The following is a 19,748-nucleotide window of genomic DNA, read 5'->3' on the forward strand; positions in this document are numbered from 1 at the left end:
TATATGAGAAATTAAATTGTTAGTTTATAATTACAAGATTTACATCCATCTAGTAGACTATCATTTCGTGTTAATTCCGTGTTAGGGAATAGGATTTCAAAAATCCCTTTCATCATATCTCCGTGCATATTACAAATTTCAGTTGGGTGATGAACAGCAACTTCTTTAAATGGACAATTGTGTACATCATAGAAAATTTTCGTTCCATCTGCACTTAATTCAAATGCAGGTGATAAGCCAGCTGTTGAGAAAGCTTCTTTTGCAATTTGGACTTTTTGTTCCACTGTTAAAGCATCTTCACTCACATTTAAACGCAGCATATGTTGTTGCATTAATTCGGCTCCGAACTGTTTTCCAGTTTCGTATAGCGCTTTTTCACCAGCAGCGCCAAGGCTAAGTAAAGAATTAAATGCGATTCTTGCTAACAATTGATAATCACGGAATGGAAATTGTAATTGAATCACATCTTCAGATAATACATATAATCTGCTTGGTCGTCCGCCTTTTCCAGTTTTCTTCGTTTCCGATTTCAGCATATGAACATCTTCTAATTTAGATAAATGTAAACGCGCTACGTTTGGATGAATGTCAAACTCATCTGCAATTTCTTGTACAGTTACGTAACTATGTTTTTGAGAAATATATTTATAAATGTAATAACGAGTTGGGTCAGATAATACACCAGTAATTTTTAAAGCTTGTTCCATGAGGATCTCCACCTTTATCACTTTATCCAAGATAATAACATTATAATACAGATAAACTTTCATATAGGTAATTTCAGACAATAATTCGGAAATTGTTCATAATTTCACAAACATATTTTTCCTTTTTCTATAGTGAAAATACAAAAATACCGATTTTTCTTATGAATTTTTTCATGCTATATACATAGTAGGGAGGGGAAAATGATGAATGGAATTGAAAGTTTTGCGAATATGATTTTGAAAGAGGCGTGTAGGGTACAAGCGTCGGACTTACATGTTGTGCCCCGGAAGAAGGATGTAGTGGTTCAACTACGTATAGGAAAAGATTTAATGATGAAACATTGTATCGAAAAGGAATTTGGAGAAAAACTTGTTTCACACTTTAAATTTTTAGCATCCATGGATATAGGGGAGAGGCGGAAGCCACAAAATGGTTCACTGTATTTACAAATGGATGGGCAAGAAGTATATTTACGCCTTTCCACGCTACCAACTGTATATCAAGAAAGTCTCGTTATTCGTCTTCATTTACAAGCATCTATTCAGCCGTTATCTCATCTTTCGTTATTTCCAAGTACAGCGAAGAAACTACTCTCTTTTTTACACTATTCACATGGGTTACTCGTATTTACTGGACCAACTGGTTCTGGAAAGACAACAACAATGTATGCATTATTAGAGGTCATTAGAAAAAAGAAAACACGTCGTATCGTTACGCTGGAAGATCCAGTTGAAAAAAGAAATGACGATGTATTACAAATTCAAATAAATGAAAAAGCAGGTATCACATATGAGGCGGGATTGAAGGCTATTTTACGTCATGATCCGGATATTATTTTAGTCGGTGAAATTCGTGATGAAGAAACAGCGAAAATTGCTATAAGAGCAAGTTTGACTGGACATTTAGTAATGACGACACTGCATACGAATGATGCGAAAGGGGCGATACTCAGGTTCATGGATTTTGGTATAACGAGGCAAGAAATTGAACAATCTTTATTGGCTATAGCTGCACAGCGACTTGTCGAATTGAAGTGCCCGTTTTGCAAAAGAAAGTGCTCAACTTTATGTAAATCAATGAGGCAAGTCAGACAAGCGAGTATTTATGAGTTGTTATATGGATATGAGTTAAAACAAGCGATTAAAGAAGCAAACGGGGAATGTGTCACATACAAGCACGAAACATTAGAATCTTCGATACGAAAAGGATACGCTTTAGGATTTTTAGAAGAGGATGTGTATGTTTAAGCAAATATGGAGTTTAAGTGATCAAGTAGTATTGCTGAAACGATTAGGAGAACTATTAGAAAAAGGATACTCCCTTTTGCAGGCATTAGAATTTTTACGGTTTCAATTACCTTTAGAAAAGAAAGTACAATTGCAGCGCATGATTGATGGATTAAAAGATGGAAAAAGTCTACACGATTCTTTTCATCAATTAAAGTTTCATCAGGAGATGTTAAGTTATTTATTTTATGCTGAGCAACATGGTGATATTTCTTTTGCATTGCAACAAGGGAGCGCACTTCTTTATAAAAAGGATAAGTATAGGAAAGATATGATGAAAATAATGCAGTATCCTATGTTTTTGGCGTTCTTTTTAATAATCATGATTTTGATTTTTAACCGTATTTTATTACCGCAGGTTGATATGGTATATAGTTCGTTCGGTTCTACAGCATCGTTATTTACAGAAAAAATATTAAGTGCAATTAAGCTACTACCCTATTTTATTTTTAGCGCTATTTTTATCGCTATGATTGGTTGTAGCGTATATATATTTTACTTTCGGAAACTTCCGCATATGAAGCAGGTAAAAATTAAACTTCGTATCCCCCTCGTAAAAACATTTCTTATTTTAAAGCATTCACATTATTTCGCCACTCAATTAAGCGGTTTATTACACGGCGGACTATCAGTACTGGAGGCTCTAACAATAATGATGGAGCAAAAATATCATCCGTTCTTTCAGTATGAAGCGGGCCGAATTGAACGCCAATTAATTGCGGGAGAACCGTTGCAATCTATTATTGCTAAAAGCGGATATTATGAGGAAGAACTTTCTTATATTATTACGCATGGACAAGCAAACGGTAATTTGGCCATTGAATTAGGTGACTATAGCGATCTTATTATGGAAAAGATGGAGCAAAAAGTTAAACGTATGTTAGTGATCATTCAACCCATTTTATTTACGTGTATTGGAGGAATGATCGTTCTTATGTATTTAGCGATGATTATGCCAATGTTTCAAATGATGAATTCTATTTAGGAGGTGTTTACATGCAGAATGAGGAAGGATTTACCCTTTTAGAAATGTTATTAGTTATGGTCGTCATCACTGTATTATTACTATTAATTATTCCGAATGTAATCACACAGCGTTCATCCGTCGAAGGAACAGGATGTAAAGCCTATGTGAAATCTATAGAAGCTCAAATACAAGTATACCAACTACAACATAATAAAATCCCCTCGCTAAAAGAGCTAAGGGATGAAAAATATATTATAGCTGATAAGTGTCCGAATGGTGAATCCATTCATATTTCAAATGATGGCACAGTAACAACTGGGAAACTGTGAAACAAAAAGGATTTACTCTTTTAGAAATGCTACTCGTTCTATTTGCAATTTCTGTACTAAGTATGGTCACGTATTTTAACGTACATTCATTACATGAAAAACAAAAAGTCGAACAATTTTTAAGACAGTTTTCAAATGATATTTTGTATATGCAACAATTAGCGATAAATCGTCAAAAACACTATACATTACGATGGCATAAAGATAGACATGCGTATTATATAGGGGAGCTAAGTACGAATCTTACTATTATTAAAAGAGAATATGATAGCGATATACAAATTGATTTGAATACTTTTCCAAATCCGATGACATATAATCCGAGTGGAAATATTAATAGAGGTGGTACTATTTTACTTTCGTATCGAAGTTATAAATATGAAATTGTATTTCAGCTTGGAAGAGGGAGATTTACGTATCGTGAAATGTCAAAAAGGGTCAGTGATGGCTGAGATGCTTGTAGCGTTAAGTATAGTAATGATGGCAGTGTCTTTACTACTTCCGCAAACAATATTGATTATGCAAGAACGAAAAAACATACAAATTCGTTATAAAGCATTTGTATTATTAAAAAGAGAAGCAGCTTTATATATGTATGAGAATGGTGCGAAACAACAGCAAGAAAAAGTCGTAAATGGAAATGTATATTACACATATTGGGGAGGAAATGAAGTTTGTGCTATGTGGAAAGATGTGAAAGGAAGAATGATGGAGCAATGCTTTTATGCAGGAGAGAAAATAAATTAGAAGTTGGGTTTACATTAATAGAAATGATCGTATGTTTTTTTCTGTTATCACTGTTCTTTTTACTCTTGCCACGTTTAAATTTTATTGGAATAGAAAACAACCAATCAAAAGGATTAAATAATTGGGAATGGGATGTGTTTTTAGGACAAGTACAGTTAGAGTTTCGTGAAGTATCTTTTGTAGAAAAAATAGTCCCTGAAAATAAAGATAATCTTTTGCGCTTCCGTCTTCGCACTGGAGATGAAGTGACGTATGAAAAATTGAATAATCATCTGATAAGAAAAGTAAATATGCGAGGAAGAGAAGTTATATTACAAAATGTTGGAATGGTTTCGTATGAAGTAACACCTCATTTGCTTTTAATAAATGTGAAAGATATGAGCGGGAAAATATATGAAGGTGTAGCTGTAAGGTATAGCGAAATGGAAATAAATATATGAGAAAACAAGATGGATTTACGATGCCAGGAACAATCATTTTTCTTGTATTATTAACTTCGTTCTTTGTATACGAAACGAATATGTTACTTATAGATAAAAAATTTTATATTGAAATAGAGCAAAAGTTTGTAATGGAAGAACTACTAAATCGATCGATTACAAATATAAAACAGGATTTACAGCAAAAAGAAAAGGAAGATACATTTTTCTTTCAATATGAAAAGGGCGAAGCAAGTGGAAATTACGTCTTTGAAAAAGATGATATTCTCGTTTCGTTGCAGTGCAAAATAAAGCAGGAAGTTTTCTATAAGGTGAGCTTTCGGTATAGAAAAAAGGATGAAAAAATATTCGATTGGATAGAAGGATAGTATGTTGAATGTGTGAACAAAAACCATAATTTCTCATTTTAAAACAGGCTGTTTTTTATAGGGAATGGATAAATAAAACAATTGAAAGTTTAAATTTTCTCAAAAAAGAGAAAGGTAGAAAGAATATGATATATTCAAGCTATCCAAACATATTTTTTTAGGGAGAATAGGGAAATGACAAATAACAATCAAATAGGTGAAAATAAGGAACAAACTATTTTTGATCATAAAGGAAATGCAATTATGACAGAAGATAGGGAAATACACATTATTTCAAAATTCGAAGAACCTCTTATTGTCGTGTTAGGAAATGTATTAAGCGATGAAGAATGTGGTGAATTAATTGAATTGTCTAAAAGTAAGTTAGCACGTTCCAAAGTTGGTTCATCACGTGATGTAAATGATATTCGAACGAGTAAGGGTGCATTTTTAGACGATAATGAACTGACTACGAAGATTGAAAAACGAATTTCATCTATCATGAATGTTCCTGCATCGCATGGAGAAGGATTACACATTTTAAATTATGAAGTGGATCAACAATATAAAGCGCATTATGATTATTTTGCAGAACATAGTAGATCAGCTGCTAATAATCGTATTAGTACGCTTGTCATGTACTTAAATGATGTAGAAGAAGGTGGAGAAACGTTCTTTCCTAAATTAAATCTTTCTGTGCACCCTAGAAAGGGAATGGCAGTATACTTTGAGTATTTTTATCAAGACCAATCATTAAATGAGCTTACGTTACACGGAGGGGCACCTGTAACGAAAGGTGAGAAATGGATTGCAACGCAGTGGGTAAGAAGAGGTGCTTATAAGTAAAAGCGTGTATGAAACGTTTTGTTCTTCATTTTATAAGAAGAACAAAACGTTTTTTTATTAAATAATGTAATCATTCGTTATAATAACAAATAATAACGGATGATTGAGAGGAACGAACATGAAATCTATATACATAACCGGTTATATGGGAGCTGGGAAAACAACAATTGGAAAAGCGTTAAGTAAAGAACTTCATATGGATGTTGTCGATACAGACCAAAAAATTGAAGAGAAGCAAGAGAAGGCAGTTCGTGATATTTTTGCTGAAGAAGGCGAAATGGCTTTTCGGGAATATGAAAGTGAAATGTTACGTTCACTACCGAGTTGTAATGTAATTATTACAACTGGTGGCGGAATCATTGAACGAGAGGAAAACCGAAAGTGGATGAAGGAAAATGGAACCGTCGTGTATTTATATTGTGATCCACATGTAATTGCAGAAAGACTTCGTGAAGATACGACACGGCCACTATTTCAGAAGAAAGATATAGAGGCATTTGTGGCAAAATTTGAATCGCGCCGAGCTTATTATGAAGAGGCTCATATTCATATCGATACGACGAATAAGTCTGTAAAGCAAATTATGAAGGAATTTAAAGAAAAGATTAATCAATAAAAAAGTGGACATACTAATCAAGTAGAGGTGATGATAATATGTCTACTAATGATTATGTTCGCTTTGTGACACAACAGTTTGTGTCGTATATGGATGCTCCAAAAGAAGATCGTAAACAAAAGAAAGAACAACGCCGTGCTGAAAAAGAGCCATTTATGAATAAGTGGTTTGGTGTTATGCCGCTAAGTGCTGCTTTGTTTTATCGAAACGTAAAAGATAAAAGAAAAAAATCAAGTTAACGATTTCTTAATATGTGTAGCAAAATAAAAATCCCCCTAGTAGTATGATGCTACTAGGGGGATTTTTATTTACTGTACGGATTCTTTTTCTTCTGTAACGGCATGTATTTTGTTGTTTACCCAAACAAATCCAATTCCGATACAAATAGAAATGCCCCATCCAACAGCGGTCATAATCGCTCTCATTTCACCATAGCCATCTACACCGAAAACAGAGATGAAATAAATTTTTAAGAAGCTTTTTAATATAAATTGTAGCCCGAAAAATAGCGTTAAATATTGTAGTGCTGGATAGATACGACTATCACGATACAGTTCACGACTTTTATCACGGTCATGGCCTTGTAGTGCTGCAATATCTGCTGCGAAATATAACATAAGTGGTTTTTTTATAAAAATGGTACATATAACGATAATACCTAGTACGATGTGATAATACGCATCGTTCCATAACATGCGTTCAGCTGATCCGGATAATAGGTCTACCGTTGTATTAGAAATGAGTGTAATTAAAATAAAGAACCCTGTTACGTTAAACTGTTTTTCTTTTTTAAAGGTATACAGTGTATAAATAATCCCCGGAACAGAGGAAAGTAACATCGCGTAATAAGGATCGATATAAGGTTTTGCAAATTTCCAAATGAGGAATGGGATTACGAGATAAAAGACAAGATCTAATATAGCTTTTTTATTTTGATTCATATAGGGCCTCCTTAAGTCATACATATATTTTATAATATAATTTCTGAAAATTGTATAAGGTTTAATGGGAAAAGAAAAAATATATCGTTTTTTGAGGGATTAGTAGATTGAAAAAATTGCCCCTAGCGTAGTAAGTTTTTTTAGTATATAATAAAGGAAACGCTTTCATTTTTAGTTTGTTCACAAAATGGACGGAAAATAACATATTTACTATCGATATGTTGCTTTATAATGAAACTAATTAAATATACATGCATACAATATTGTGAAATAAATAACATAAATAATCTATATAAATGTAAACGTTATCAAAAGAGAGAGGTGGAGACAATGAGTAAATTTTTCTTCAATCATAATCCAGCAACAGTAGAGGATGGAAGGCTTGTTAAATATGCTGAAATTATTTATGGAGAAGGTGGCCGTTCTGTATTAGAAAATTTAATGGTGAAGGCATCTATCAGATTGCGTGATCGTTATCCGAATAAATCTGACGAGCAGATCTCGAACCTAGTAAATAAAGGCATCCATGATATGTTTCAAAAATACGTGAGCGAGTAAGAGTAGCCAATGGCTGCTCTTATTTTTTTGTATAAGGATTGTATTTCTAGCTGAAAATAAGGATGTATTTTGAAAGACATAAGAAGGAGTGGGACAAATGAGTAATGGAATTGGCCGTTCAAAAGAAAACCTTCCAACTGATGCAAATCATGTGAGTGCAAAGGATCGTGCGCATCAAAAACGTATGGCAAAGCAAAAACAACAAGGGCGTAATGGCGATAGAGGATAATTCAAAAAAGCTCCTTCTAAAACAGAAGGGGCTTTTTAAGATAGAAAATGATTTGCGGTAACATAAAAAAGTCCACCGTTAATAATTTGCACTGTAATACGTGGCTCGTATTGTTCTTGCAGTGCTTGTTTTTCAATTTCATAGCTTTCGGGAAGTTCATCACTTTCTTCATAAAAACGATTTAAAAGGTCTAAATCATGATTCCAGCGCACTCTTGCTTCTTTCGCCCACGTATGGTCATCTTCCGCAATAATATTCTTTAAAGCATCCTCTATACGTTGTAAACCGCTTTGCGGTTTAATGATAGGCGAGAGCGTAAAACAAAAGTCAGGTATTTTCGGTGTAAGTTTAATTTTAGCTAATGTTTCATGAAAGTTTGCGATCATTGTGCCAGAAATGAGATGAATCCCAATGGAGTGAAGGATGTCTTTTTTTCGATCACATTGATAGGAAACTTTAATATTTACACCGAGCCACGGATGGAGCGGTGTATGCGTTGCCCCGCTATGCCGTACATCCTCATATAAACGTATGTAAGAGCCTAATTCTTTTGTCGTTTGGAAAATTTGATGAAGACGTGGTGAACCGTAGTGAATAAGCTCGCCATCGTTTTCTTCATTTTCTGGATTTGTAATAAGAGTAAGGCGCATCGGATTCGGTACGCCTCCTGTTTTCTCAAGATAGTGCCAATAAAAAGGGCGATTCATTAATAATTTATCCATCTCAATTGTTAACTGCACATCTAATAGATGAGGGGAGCGCTGTAAAACTTCACAGTTATTCGCCTCGAAAAAATTGTATAAGTAATTATGAATTTCATGTTGCTGCATAGCCTTGCACCTCAGCTTCATTTCGTTTGGCGAAGTCGATAATAGATGTTAAGTTTTCCATCTTAATTCGGATTTCTCCTTCGCTTTTTGACTGCGCAAATATTTCTTGAATGTGCGCGTCGATGTTTTTCATATTAATTCTCGTTAAAATTTCATCAAGTTCCCCGATAACACGCTCAAATAAATTGATTTTTTCATATAACAGTTTCAAAATATGTTCTTCAACAGTGTGTTTTGTAGCTAAGTTATAAATATGAACATCATTCTTTTGACCAAGACGGTGAATACGTCCGATTCTTTGTTCAAGGCGCATTGGATTCCATGGCAAATCATAATTGATCATATGGCTACAAAATTGTAAGTTAATCCCTTCACCACCAGCTTCAGTTGCAATTAATACTTGTGCGTGGTTTTGGAAAAGCTCCTTCATCCAGTCTTTCTTCCCACGTTTAAATCCGCCGCGGAATGGAACGGAAGAAATGCCGTGTTGTTGTAAAAACCATTGTAAGTACATTTGTGATGCTCGATATTCTGTGAAGATGACGACTTTATCGTCAATTTCTTTTATAAGCTCAAGAGCTTTATTCGCCTTTGAATTGAAAGGAATATGATTAATTTTGTCCATTAGCACATCAATATGCGGGTCTTTTATGTAATGCTCATTTTCCTTCTGACGTTTTTCTACATGTTTTTTTAATGAATAGTACACAGCCTCACGACTACTACAAGCTTCTCGTTTTAAAGTTAACGATGAGAAAGCGGATGTGAAGGCGTCTTGTCCTCGCCAATTTTCAATCCCGTTATACAAAGCTTGCTCTTCTTCATTAAACTCAACGAAAATTGTACGTACATGTCTCTTTGGCCAATCAATTCCGGTATTATGCCGGCGATTTCGGACCATTACTTTATTAATAAGAGCTTTTAAATCTTCATCAGATTCGGCTGAACGATTTTTTGAAGCGTAATATTCTTCAAAGTTGGATTGATTGCCTAAATGTCCTGGTTTTAATAAAGAAACAAGGTTGAAAATTTCATCAATCTTATTTTGGACAGGAGTAGCAGTTAATAATAAGCAAAATTTCTTTTTTAATCGCTGTGCAAATTCATAGTTTTTTGTTTTATTATTTTTAAGTTTATGTGCTTCATCGATAATAATAAGGTCATATTCTAAGTTCAAAACGATATCACGATGCGGTGAACGTTTTGCAGTATCAATTGATGATACAATCACATCGGCTTGTTCCCATGAATAGCTTTTCTTTTGGGCTACAGCTGGAATGAAAAACTTTGTATTTAGTTCGTATGCCCATTGTGATACGAGAGAGGCAGGGACGAGTATAAGTACTTTTTTCACAAGGCCGCGGACCATATATTCTTTTAAAATAAGCCCAGCTTCAATTGTTTTCCCAAGTCCCACTTCATCTGCTAGTATCGCTTTGCCATTCATTTGTTCAATGACATTTTGAGCGACTTCTAATTGATGCGGAAGTGGTGTGAAATGAGATAAATGCTTCGGTGCTTGTAATCCATCGAAAGTAGGAACAAGTAACGATTTTTCTGTTTTATAAGCTAAATGATATAAATCCCAGTTTGTCCAAGGGCCATCTTCGTCAACTCTATTTAAAAAATTGTTTTGCCACGTTCGATCTACGGAAATATCGACATTCATTACGACTCTCCCACCTTTTATAAACTAAAGTAATTATTAAAAAAATCTTTATTATATAAGCCTTGTAATAAGGCGTTATTACACATACTAAAAGTTAAAGAATAGGCAAAGATAAAGGGCTAAATTTTGAAAGTTGTATTTAATGAGATTAAGAATAAAAAATTCTAAATTATTTTTTATGCTAGAATATTGATGAAATATAGCGAATAATGTTAGGATAATGGTGTGAAATGTGTGGAATCTTTCGTATTTTATCCAAGAAAGTGATTTTTTATTTACGCTTTCATAAAAAAATATAAGGAGATTCCGTATATCCTATCTTTTCAGAGTGAAAATGTTTAGATATGGCGAGCAACTTTTATTGATTTGTCAAAGCATAAGGGGGAGAGAGCATGATTACATTACAACGTACACCGTTATTTGATGTATACGCGAAGTATGGTGGGAAAACAATCGACTTCGGTGGTTGGGAATTACCAGTTCAATTTTCAAGCATTAAAGAAGAACATGAAGCTGTACGTACAGCGGCAGGTTTGTTCGATGTGTCTCATATGGGAGAAGTTGAGGTAAAAGGTGTAGATAGTTTAGCATTTTTACAACGTGTTGTTACAAATGACGTTTCTACCTTAAAGGTAGGAGGCGCACAATATACAGCTATGTGCTACGAAAATGGTGGTACAGTAGATGATTTATTAATCTACAAACGTGGTGAAGAAGACTATTTATTAGTAATCAATGCATCAAATATCGAGAAAGATTACGAATGGTTAGCTAGCCATGTAATTGGCGATGCGAAAGTAGTCAATGTTTCTAGTGAAGTTGCACAGCTTGCAATTCAAGGACCAAAAGCAGAAGGCATTTTACAAAAAGTTGTGTCAGAAGATTTGAAAGAAATTAAGTTCTTTAAATTTAAAAACGATATTCTTGTAGATGGAATTCCAGCACTTGTATCTCGTACGGGTTACACAGGTGAAGATGGATTTGAAATTTACTGTAAGAGTGAAGATGCTGCAAAACTTTGGGAGAAACTTCTTGAAGTTGGAGCAGAAGAAGGCTTAAAAGCATGTGGTTTAGGTGCTCGTGATACACTTCGCTTCGAAGCTACATTACCACTTTATGGCCAAGAATTATCAAAAGATATTACACCGATTGAAGCTGGAATTGGCTTTGCGGTAAAACCAAATAAAGAAGCAGACTTCTTTGGAAAAGAAACGTTAAAAGAGCAAAAAGAAAACGGTGCGCCTCGTAAGTTAGTCGGCATCGAAGTAATCGAACGTGGAATTCCTCGTACACATTACCCTGTATTTATTGGAGAAGAAAAAATCGGGGAAGTAACGAGTGGTACACAATCTCCAACGTTAAAGAAAAGCATTGGTTTAGCACTAATTGATGTAAAATACGCAGCAGTTGATACAGAAGTAGAAATTGAAATTCGTAATAAACGCGTCAAAGCAGTAGTTGTTCCAACACCATTTTATAAACGTTCAAAGTAACGGGGAGAGGGGTAGATTTCATGTTGCATCGTTATCTTCCAATGACAGAAGAAGACAAAAAAGAAATGTTACAAACGATCGGCGTTCAAACGATCGATGAGTTATTCTCTGATATTCCAGAGAGTGTTCGTTTTAAAGGGGATTTAAAAATTAAAGAAGCAAAATCAGAGCCAGAGCTGTTAAAAGAGTTATCTCAAATGGCTAGTAAAAATGCTAACTTAAAAGAATACGCTTCTTTCTTAGGAGCAGGCGTATACGATCATTACGCTCCAGTAATTGTAGATCACGTTATCTCTCGCTCAGAATTTTATACAGCTTACACGCCATACCAACCAGAAATTTCACAAGGGGAATTACAAGCAATCTTTGAATTCCAAACAATGATTTGTGAATTAACAGGAATGGATGTAGCAAACTCTTCTATGTACGATGGCGGTACAGCTTTAGCTGAAGCGGCAATGCTAGCAGCTGGCCATACTCGTAAAAAGAAAATTCTTGTGTCTAGTGCAGTTCATCCAGAATCAAGAGCAGTACTTGAAACATATGCAAAAGGTCAACATCTTGAAGTTGTTGAAATTAATCATAAAGATGGTGTAACAGATTTAGACGTATTACAAAGTGAAGTAGATGATACAGTTGCTTGTGTAATCGTTCAATATCCAAACTTCTTCGGACAAGTTGAAAAATTAGCTGATATTGAAAAAATCGTTCATCAACAAAAATCATTATTTATCGTTTCTTCAAATCCATTATCATTAGGCGCATTAACACCACCAGGAAAATTTGGTGCTGATGTTGTAATTGGTGATGCACAACCATTTGGTATTCCAACGCAGTTTGGTGGACCACACTGTGGTTACTTTGCAACAACGAAAGCATTTATGCGTAAAATTCCAGGGCGTCTTGTTGGACAAACTGTAGATTCAGATGGTAAACGTGGGTTTGTATTAACGTTACAAGCGCGTGAACAGCATATTCGCCGTGACAAAGCGACGTCTAACATTTGTTCAAACCAAGCGTTAAATGCATTAGCAGCATCAGTTGCAATGACGGCACTTGGTAAACAAGGTGTGAAAGAAATGGCACGTCAAAATATTTCTAAAGCACAATATGCAAAACGTCAATTTGAAGCGAAAGGCTTCACTGTAACATTTGCTGGACCATTCTTCAATGAGTTTGTTGTAGATTGCAAGCGTCCAGTGAAAGAAGTAAACGATGCATTATTACAAAAGAATATTATCGGTGGTTACGACCTAGGCCGTGATTATAAAGAGCATGAAAATCATATGCTTGTAGCAGTAACTGAGCTTCGTACAAAAGAGGAAATTGACACACTTGTAAACGAAATGGGGGCTATCCAATGAAGAACCAAGACCAAGCACTTATCTTTGAAGTGAGTAAAGAAGGACGCATAGGATATAGCCTACCAAAATTAGATGTAGAAGAAGTGAAACTAGAAGACGTGTTTGAGAGCGATTATATTCGAGTAGAAGATGCAGAGCTACCAGAAGTATCTGAACTTGATATTATGCGCCACTATACAGCACTTTCAAACCGTAACCACGGTGTTGATTCTGGATTCTATCCACTTGGATCTTGTACGATGAAATATAATCCGAAAATTAATGAGAATGTAGCTCGTTTCGCAGGATTTGCAAATATTCATCCGTTACAAGACGAAAAGACCGTACAAGGTGCAATGGAATTAATGTACGACTTACAAGAGCATTTAATTGAAATTACAGGTATGGATACTGTTACATTACAACCAGCAGCTGGTGCACACGGAGAATGGACAGGCTTAATGTTAATTCGTGCATACCATGAAGCAAATGGTGACTTTAACCGTACGAAAGTAATTGTTCCTGACTCTGCTCACGGAACGAATCCAGCATCTGCAACTGTAGCTGGTTTTGAAACAATTACAGTAAAATCAAATGAACATGGTCTTGTTGACTTAGAAGATTTAAAACGTGTTGTAAACGAAGAAACAGCAGCACTTATGTTAACAAATCCTAATACATTAGGTCTATTCGAAGAAAATATTTTAGAAATGGCAGAAATCGTCCATAACGCAGGCGGTAAATTATACTATGATGGTGCAAACTTAAATGCGGTATTAAGCCAAGCGCGCCCAGGAGATATGGGATTTGACGTTGTGCATTTAAACCTTCATAAAACATTTACAGGTCCTCACGGCGGCGGTGGCCCAGGTTCTGGTCCAGTAGGTGTGAAAGCAGATTTAATTCCGTACTTACCAAAACCGATTTTAGAGAAAACAGAAAATGGCTATCACTTTAACTATGATCGTCCAGAAGCAATTGGGCGCGTAAAACCATTCTATGGTAACTTCGGAATTAACGTTCGTGCATACACATACATTCGTTCTATGGGTCCAGATGGACTACGTGCAGTAACGGAGTATGCGGTATTAAATGCGAACTATATGATGAGAAGACTAGCACCATTCTATGATCTTCCATTCGATAGACATTGTAAGCATGAGTTTGTCTTATCAGGTCGTCGTCAAAAGAAACTTGGTGTACGTACATTAGATATTGCAAAACGCCTGCTTGATTTCGGTTACCATCCACCAACAATTTACTTCCCATTAAATGTGGAAGAATGCATTATGATTGAGCCGACAGAAACAGAATCAAAAGAAACATTAGACGGTTTCATTGATAAGATGATTCAAATTGCTAAAGAAGTAGAAGAAAATCCTGAAGTTGTACAAGAAGCGCCACATACAACGGTAATTAAACGTTTGGATGAAACATTGGCTGCTCGTAAACCAGTTTTACGTTATGAAAAGCTAGCTCCTGTACAAGTTTGATTAGAATAACAAAAGAAGAACTCGCTATATGCGGGTTCTTTTTTTGTATGGAGAATTTGTCCCGCGATTTGCGGGCTGATAATCAATCGGGATGAACAAAAATCCCCCACTGATTAAAGTTTCACTTTATGCAGAAGTGGTGAAGAAAATGTTACTATTTTATATTTTTTGTTTCATAATGGCGTAAAGAAGCAGTTTCATAGGTGATTTTGTTGAAAAAGTCGGTTTGATAAAAGTATTTATTTTTGTTAGAATTTTATTGAAATTAAGAAGATGTAATGAGATAGGAATGACTCATTTTTATGTATATGTGAAAAAACGAGCAAGCTGGGGGTGAAAATGTGGGATATCGGTGTTATAGAATGATATACCATTTAGAAAACGGAAAAACGATTAAAGATGTAAAAGAATTTTGTTATCGAGACCAAGGAAAAGTGCTAGAAAGAGTAGCGCATCGTGTAATGGATAATAGAGAAGTGACGGCAATTGATAAGCAAGGAACGATCATTTCAATAGCATGTGAGGACATTGTAAAGGTGGAACTTGATTACATAACAGAAAGTTAACCTTGAGTCATATCGAATTATTCGATAAAATATACTGTTGAATGGTGAAGTGAGAAGAGAGGAGTTTATCATGGGTAGCACAAGACACTTTTATATGTTTATCTTAGCGTTTGTTCTTGTTGTCGCATTAACGATTTATTTAATTGTTGATAGCACTTGGTACAACACAGTTCATCCTGCGTTCCTTCTGTTTATGTATGTAGGAATTGCGGTAGTGAGTTTCGGAATGAGAGATGAGATGTTAGATCGCTTTGAAAAGTGATACATATACGAAAGACCAACAGGAAAATGTTGGTCTTTTTTTCTTGCCAAAAATAGGATGGTGTGTATATACTGTATATATAAGGTATACACAGTATATACACACTGGAGGAAAACATGAATATTATTATTTCGAATTCTTCCCAAGACCCTATTTATGTACAAATAAGAAAACAATTAAGCCAGCTTATTTTAAATGGTGGTTTAAAAGGTGGAGACCAATTACCGTCTATTCGTAGCTTAGCGAAGGAATTACAAATTAGTGTAATTACGACGAAGCGTGCGTACGAGGAGCTTGAAAAAGAAGGATATATAGAAACTGTTGCTGGGAAGGGGACTTATGTTTCACGTAAAAATAATGAACTGCTAAAAGAACAGCGGCTACGTCTATTGGAAAGTAAAGCGGAAGAGATTGTGAATGAAAGTAAAGCGTTGCAGCTTTCACTTGAAGATTTACAGCAGATGATTGCGTGTTTATATGAGGGGGAATAAAAGATGTTAGAGCTAAAAAATGTTTGTAAAAGTTATCAAGATTTTGCAGTGAAAAATATAAGTTTTACATTACCACGCGGATATATTATGGGATTTGTCGGACCGAATGGAGCAGGGAAAAGTACGACGATCAAAATGATTATGAATTTAATTCGAAAAGATAGCGGCGATATAAAAATTTTTGGCAAGGACAATAAGAAAGCCGAAAAGGAAATAAAACAAAATATCGGTTTTGTATATGATGAAAATCATTATTACGAAGATTTAACGTGTGAACAAATGAAGCGTATTATTGCACCGTTATATAAAAAGTGGGACGAAGAGCAGTATCAATCGTATATGCATAGATTGCAAGTTCCGAAGTATAAAAAAATTAAAGAACTATCAAAAGGGATGAAAATGAAATTTGCGATTGCCATCGCACTTTCGCACCACGCGAAGTTTATTATTATGGATGAACCGACAGCAGGATTAGATCCAGTTGTCCGAAGTGAATTACTTGATATGTTGCAAGAAATTGTAATGGAAGATGAAGTATCTGTATTATTCTCAACGCACATTACAACAGACTTAGAGCGCATCGCAGATTATATTACGTTTATCAACGATGGAGAAATTATATTTACTGGTGAAAAAGACGATTTAATGGAGAACTACGTAATCGTAAAGGGAAATAATGATTTATTAGACCGAGAAGGAAAAGAGCTATTTGTTGGATTACGAAAAAACAAGTTTGGTTTCGAAGGTTTAGCGAAGGATAAACAAGCCATTATCGATTGGTTTGGAAATGAGGTTGTAATAGAACAGCCTACATTAGATGATATCATCGTTTACACCGCGAAAGGGAGAGGTGCCTATGCGTCAGCTCGTATATAAAGATTTGTTCTTTTTTCGAGGGATATGGCCAGTGTATCTTACTATACCCTTTATATTCTTTTTATTTGAAAACGGTGATGGAATGCTGTTTCCTATGAGTTGTTTATTTGTAACGCTTTCATCAATTACGATGTTGATTGTAATTGATGAACGGAATACCAGTGACATTGTTATGAATAGTTTACCGTTAAGTAGAAAAAACATCATAATTGCTAGATATATTTCCAGTGCAATATTTATTGTAGGTGGTATGTTCTCTACTATGTTGTTTATTTTCCTTATAAGAGGTATTGCTGTTCTGGTTGATATCGGTGCATATCATCCTAATCTATACATTGAAATTCCGTGGCATGAAGTAATAAATGGGGTTGTTTACGCCGTATTTTTGGTCGTCACCTTTTTCCCTAGTTATTATGGTACAAAGTCGAAGGTAGTAAGAAGTCTAGTATCAGCAGCATCAATAGGAGTGGGTGGGATACTTTGGATATTTATTAGTGATGGGCTGAATGAAACAACACCTCCATTCCTTGAGTGGATTATGAATCCTCTGCATATTGGTGTATTTATAGTTGGATTCATTGCATTAGTCAGTATTTATATCGCTTCTATGTTTCTTACAATTAAAATTTATGAAGCACGTGATTTATAGAGAGGAGAATTCATATGCAACAGTTGATTTTGAAGGAGTTTTTCTTACAGAAGAAGATATTTCCTTTCTATTTTTTAATACCTATGTTATCTATTTTTAGGGACTCCGTTCAACCAATGGGGATTGCAATAGGATTATTTATAACATGTAGTACAATTATTTATATTTCTTTTTATCATGAGGAGAAAAGTAAAACAGAAAAAGTATTAGTGAGTTTGCCTATAATGAGAAAAGAGATAGTTATAGCTAAATATATTTCAACCACATTATTTATTATAGTCGGTTTGAGTATAACCTCTATAGTCGTAATATTAGGAAATATTTTGTTGAACAGAGATATAGTTATTCCTGGATATGCAATATTTTCAGCAATAGTAGCAACCTTGATTTATTGTGTAGTAACGATACCTACTAATTACATTGGGGGATATAAAGCTATTACTGTTTTGAATGTGATTATGATTTTTCCTTTAATGAGTATGATTGGCCTTATGTGCAATATTTTTGGTGATGAAATAATCATGTTAAAAGTACTCCACTCTCAAGAGGCTACACTAGTAATGAGTATTCTTGGTATCGGAGTGTTAGTAAGTATAGTCATATCAATGTTGCTCTCAATGAAAATGTTTCAGGAGGCAGAGTTATAGAAGGGGCATTTTCATATTAGGAGGGTAAAATATGATCAAGCAATTAGTCTTAAAAGATATGATGTTGCAAAGAAAGTTAGGATTTGTTTATCTTATATGTTTGTTTTTCCTTGCTATTGTTGATTTTCATAGTGATAGTTTCCTTATGACGATTAGCGTATCTATACCTTTTCTTGGTATGGTACTGTCAATGAGTTATGAAGGGAAAAATACAAGTGAAATAATAGTAAATAGTTTACCGTTTGAGCGGAAAGATATTGTCATAGGGAAATACATATTTGTAAGTATTTTAGTTGCTCTAGGTGGAGGTTTCTCGCTAGTGATTGGCTTGATTCAGTTACAAAATGAATATATAACTGGACTTATGCTGTGGGGAGCTGTTCTTGGCGGAATAACGGGAGGATTGGTTTGTAGCATAATCGTACTTCCAATTGAATTTTCAGTGGGATATAGCAGTGCAAAACAAATTGCACCCTTCATCGGAATTGCATTTGGGTATTTAAGTGGACTGATTGTAAGTAAAGTGTGGTTAGATATAGAGAATCCCTGGAGCACGAGTCTTGTTGTAAATAGTTGTTTTATAGCAGGGCTGCTTCTTTTATATGTTATGTCCATGTTTTTCTCAATTCATTTGTACAATGAGCGTGATTTATAAGGAGGGAGCGATTGTGAAGCAACTTATAATAAAAGACTTTATCATGCAATGGAAGTATTTAATATGGCACTTAATCTATCCTCTTTTCTTGTATATGACATTAATGGATATTAAAAGTTTTTACATAATTATGTCAGCTATAATTCCAGTAATAGCAATTTTAAAAACATTCAATGACGATAAAAAATATGATAGTGAAGTAATAGTAAATAGTTTACCGCTAGCGAAAAAGCAAATTGTGTTAGCTAAATACATAATGGCACTTATTATTTTTATTATAAGTATGATAGTGTCTAGTCCTGTAGTGATCAATCGATTTGAAGATGGAACTTTTGAATTTATAACGACAACAGTAATTACGATTTCTGGCTTTGTTTTTATATATTTAAGCATTGTATTACCGATATTGTTTTGGTTTGGGTATAAAAAAGCTTCTTTTATTACGCTTTTCATACTAATAGCACCGACAGCAATTGGTACCATGTTCTTTGAAATCAGCATGGAACAAATTCAATTATATAACAGCATGTTATTCGTTAGTTCAATATGCATGTTCATAGTATCTATCTTCGTTTCAGTGAAATTGTATGAGAAGAGAGAATTTTAAAAGGTGCCTTATGTAAGGCACCTTCTTCAATAACGACAATATGAAAGTAAGAGTTTATAAACAGAGAGGCTGTTTGGTACAACATCTTTTGGAGTATGTAATATAAAGCTGAAAACGATAACGAGAATGAGAAAGAGGAAAAATAAAAATAGG

Annotated in this window: 28 protein-coding genes; 23 read left to right on the forward strand and 5 right to left on the reverse strand. The window is 34.6% G+C overall.

The features are described from left to right. Window positions 1-11: 11 nt before the first annotated feature. Complete coding sequence (locus AABL52_RS06215; RefSeq protein ID WP_097843949.1) at window positions 12-707, reverse strand: helix-turn-helix transcriptional regulator; 696 nt, start codon at window positions 705-707, stop codon at window positions 12-14. 204 nt (window positions 708-911) lie between these two features. On the opposite strand from AABL52_RS06215, the gene comGA reads away from it, so the two are divergent. The 10 genes from comGA (at window position 912) to AABL52_RS06265 (ending at window position 6,525) form a co-directional block, all read left to right on the forward strand. Beyond that, entirely contained in the window at window positions 912-1,955 is a 1,044-nt protein-coding gene (gene comGA / locus AABL52_RS06220) for a competence protein ComGA (protein WP_341519697.1), read from the forward strand. Continuing rightward, a complete protein-coding gene (gene comGB, locus AABL52_RS06225) occupies window positions 1,948-2,979 on the forward strand; it encodes a competence type IV pilus assembly protein ComGB (RefSeq protein WP_000476187.1) in 1,032 nt (343 codons plus the stop codon). Before comGA ends, comGB begins: the two co-directional genes overlap by 8 nt. An 11-nt stretch (window positions 2,980-2,990) precedes the next feature. Continuing rightward, the gene (gene comGC, locus AABL52_RS06230) at window positions 2,991-3,290 is read left to right on the forward strand and encodes a competence type IV pilus major pilin ComGC (RefSeq protein WP_341519066.1); all 300 of its coding nucleotides are present in this window, start codon (window positions 2,991-2,993) and stop codon (window positions 3,288-3,290) included. Next, on the forward strand, window positions 3,287-3,742 hold the full coding sequence (comGD, locus tag AABL52_RS06235) for a comG operon protein ComGD (protein WP_000810390.1): 456 nt from the start codon (window positions 3,287-3,289) through the stop codon (window positions 3,740-3,742). Before comGC ends, comGD begins: the two co-directional genes overlap by 4 nt. After that, window positions 3,735-4,037, forward strand: a complete 303-nt coding sequence (comGE, locus tag AABL52_RS06240; protein WP_000829515.1) for a competence type IV pilus minor pilin ComGE — start codon at window positions 3,735-3,737, stop codon at window positions 4,035-4,037. The genes comGD and comGE overlap by 8 nt, the downstream gene beginning before the upstream one ends. Continuing rightward, a complete protein-coding gene (gene comGF, locus AABL52_RS06245; RefSeq protein WP_098237867.1) occupies window positions 4,007-4,477 on the forward strand; it encodes a competence type IV pilus minor pilin ComGF in 471 nt (156 codons plus the stop codon). The genes comGE and comGF overlap by 31 nt, the downstream gene beginning before the upstream one ends. Then, entirely contained in the window at window positions 4,474-4,845 is a 372-nt protein-coding gene (gene comGG / locus AABL52_RS06250) for a competence type IV pilus minor pilin ComGG (protein ID WP_097843946.1), read from the forward strand. Before comGF ends, comGG begins: the two co-directional genes overlap by 4 nt. Window positions 4,846-5,019: 174 nt before the next feature. Continuing rightward, on the forward strand, window positions 5,020-5,670 hold the full coding sequence (locus AABL52_RS06255; RefSeq protein ID WP_000183843.1) for a 2OG-Fe(II) oxygenase: 651 nt from the start codon (window positions 5,020-5,022) through the stop codon (window positions 5,668-5,670). Between the two features lie 118 nt (window positions 5,671-5,788). Beyond that, a complete protein-coding gene (locus AABL52_RS06260) occupies window positions 5,789-6,286 on the forward strand; it encodes a shikimate kinase (RefSeq protein WP_000836636.1) in 498 nt (165 codons plus the stop codon). A gap of 38 nt (window positions 6,287-6,324) precedes the next feature. Then, window positions 6,325-6,525, forward strand: a complete 201-nt coding sequence (locus AABL52_RS06265) for a YqzE family protein (protein ID WP_000106080.1) — start codon at window positions 6,325-6,327, stop codon at window positions 6,523-6,525. 69 nt (window positions 6,526-6,594) lie between these two features. On the opposite strand, the gene AABL52_RS06270 is transcribed toward AABL52_RS06265, so the two are convergent. Both AABL52_RS06270 and AABL52_RS06275 read right to left on the reverse strand, forming a co-directional pair. Beyond that, window positions 6,595-7,227 carry a VC0807 family protein gene (locus tag AABL52_RS06270; protein WP_001073110.1) on the reverse strand — a complete coding sequence of 211 codons (633 nt, stop codon included), beginning with the start codon at window positions 7,225-7,227 and terminating at the stop codon, window positions 6,595-6,597. A gap of 140 nt (window positions 7,228-7,367) precedes the next feature. Next, complete coding sequence (locus AABL52_RS06275; protein ID WP_003279814.1) at window positions 7,368-7,484, reverse strand: hypothetical protein; 117 nt, start codon at window positions 7,482-7,484, stop codon at window positions 7,368-7,370. A 73-nt stretch (window positions 7,485-7,557) separates the two neighbouring features. Here AABL52_RS06275 and AABL52_RS06280 point away from each other — a divergent pair, with 73 nt between their 5' ends. Together AABL52_RS06280 and AABL52_RS06285 are read left to right on the forward strand one after the other, a co-directional pair. Further along, entirely contained in the window at window positions 7,558-7,785 is a 228-nt protein-coding gene (locus tag AABL52_RS06280; RefSeq protein WP_000032702.1) for a hypothetical protein, read from the forward strand. A gap of 97 nt (window positions 7,786-7,882) precedes the next feature. Beyond that, window positions 7,883-8,014, forward strand: a complete 132-nt coding sequence (locus AABL52_RS06285) for a hypothetical protein (RefSeq protein ID WP_000064662.1) — start codon at window positions 7,883-7,885, stop codon at window positions 8,012-8,014. Between the two features lie 35 nt (window positions 8,015-8,049). On the opposite strand, the gene AABL52_RS06290 is transcribed toward AABL52_RS06285, so the two are convergent. Both AABL52_RS06290 and AABL52_RS06295 read right to left on the reverse strand, forming a co-directional pair. Further along, the gene (locus tag AABL52_RS06290) at window positions 8,050-8,844 is read right to left on the reverse strand and encodes a YqhG family protein (RefSeq protein ID WP_341519067.1); all 795 of its coding nucleotides are present in this window, start codon (window positions 8,842-8,844) and stop codon (window positions 8,050-8,052) included. Further along, window positions 8,831-10,513 carry a DEAD/DEAH box helicase gene (locus AABL52_RS06295; protein ID WP_001100050.1) on the reverse strand — a complete coding sequence of 561 codons (1,683 nt, stop codon included), beginning with the start codon at window positions 10,511-10,513 and terminating at the stop codon, window positions 8,831-8,833. The genes AABL52_RS06290 and AABL52_RS06295 overlap by 14 nt, the downstream gene beginning before the upstream one ends. Window positions 10,514-10,905: 392 nt before the next feature. Between AABL52_RS06295 and gcvT the strand changes: the two genes are divergently transcribed. From gcvT to AABL52_RS06350, 11 genes are all read left to right on the forward strand, one after another. Further along, window positions 10,906-12,006 carry a glycine cleavage system aminomethyltransferase GcvT gene (gene gcvT / locus AABL52_RS06300; RefSeq protein ID WP_000631760.1) on the forward strand — a complete coding sequence of 367 codons (1,101 nt, stop codon included), beginning with the start codon at window positions 10,906-10,908 and terminating at the stop codon, window positions 12,004-12,006. 20 nt (window positions 12,007-12,026) lie between these two features. After that, a complete protein-coding gene (gene gcvPA, locus AABL52_RS06305; protein ID WP_000903236.1) occupies window positions 12,027-13,370 on the forward strand; it encodes an aminomethyl-transferring glycine dehydrogenase subunit 1 in 1,344 nt (447 codons plus the stop codon). After that, complete coding sequence (gcvPB, locus tag AABL52_RS06310; RefSeq protein ID WP_000795689.1) at window positions 13,367-14,842, forward strand: aminomethyl-transferring glycine dehydrogenase subunit 2; 1,476 nt, start codon at window positions 13,367-13,369, stop codon at window positions 14,840-14,842. Before gcvPA ends, gcvPB begins: the two co-directional genes overlap by 4 nt. A gap of 362 nt (window positions 14,843-15,204) precedes the next feature. Further along, a complete protein-coding gene (locus AABL52_RS06315; RefSeq protein ID WP_000639160.1) occupies window positions 15,205-15,408 on the forward strand; it encodes a DUF3929 family protein in 204 nt (67 codons plus the stop codon). A gap of 70 nt (window positions 15,409-15,478) precedes the next feature. After that, complete coding sequence (locus AABL52_RS06320) at window positions 15,479-15,670, forward strand: hypothetical protein (protein ID WP_000535935.1); 192 nt, start codon at window positions 15,479-15,481, stop codon at window positions 15,668-15,670. 116 nt (window positions 15,671-15,786) lie between these two features. Beyond that, entirely contained in the window at window positions 15,787-16,161 is a 375-nt protein-coding gene (locus AABL52_RS06325) for a GntR family transcriptional regulator (protein WP_001021351.1), read from the forward strand. 3 nt (window positions 16,162-16,164) lie between these two features. Next, a complete protein-coding gene (locus AABL52_RS06330; protein ID WP_000891317.1) occupies window positions 16,165-17,037 on the forward strand; it encodes an ABC transporter ATP-binding protein in 873 nt (290 codons plus the stop codon). After that, complete coding sequence (locus tag AABL52_RS06335; protein ID WP_001249551.1) at window positions 17,018-17,686, forward strand: ABC-2 transporter permease; 669 nt, start codon at window positions 17,018-17,020, stop codon at window positions 17,684-17,686. The genes AABL52_RS06330 and AABL52_RS06335 overlap by 20 nt, the downstream gene beginning before the upstream one ends. A 14-nt stretch (window positions 17,687-17,700) precedes the next feature. Beyond that, the gene (locus AABL52_RS06340; RefSeq protein WP_341519068.1) at window positions 17,701-18,333 is read left to right on the forward strand and encodes an ABC-2 transporter permease; all 633 of its coding nucleotides are present in this window, start codon (window positions 17,701-17,703) and stop codon (window positions 18,331-18,333) included. 31 nt (window positions 18,334-18,364) lie between these two features. Further along, window positions 18,365-18,988: an ABC-2 transporter permease gene (locus AABL52_RS06345; RefSeq protein WP_340421238.1), complete on the forward strand. Its 624-nt coding sequence runs from the start codon at window positions 18,365-18,367 to the stop codon at window positions 18,986-18,988. 13 nt (window positions 18,989-19,001) lie between these two features. Continuing rightward, the gene (locus tag AABL52_RS06350) at window positions 19,002-19,595 is read left to right on the forward strand and encodes an ABC-2 transporter permease (RefSeq protein ID WP_341519069.1); all 594 of its coding nucleotides are present in this window, start codon (window positions 19,002-19,004) and stop codon (window positions 19,593-19,595) included. Window positions 19,596-19,748 lie beyond the last annotated feature (153 nt).

This window comes from Bacillus paramobilis (assembly GCF_038096195.1).
In the GTDB taxonomy this organism is placed as follows: domain Bacteria; phylum Bacillota; class Bacilli; order Bacillales; family Bacillaceae_G; genus Bacillus_A; species Bacillus_A mobilis.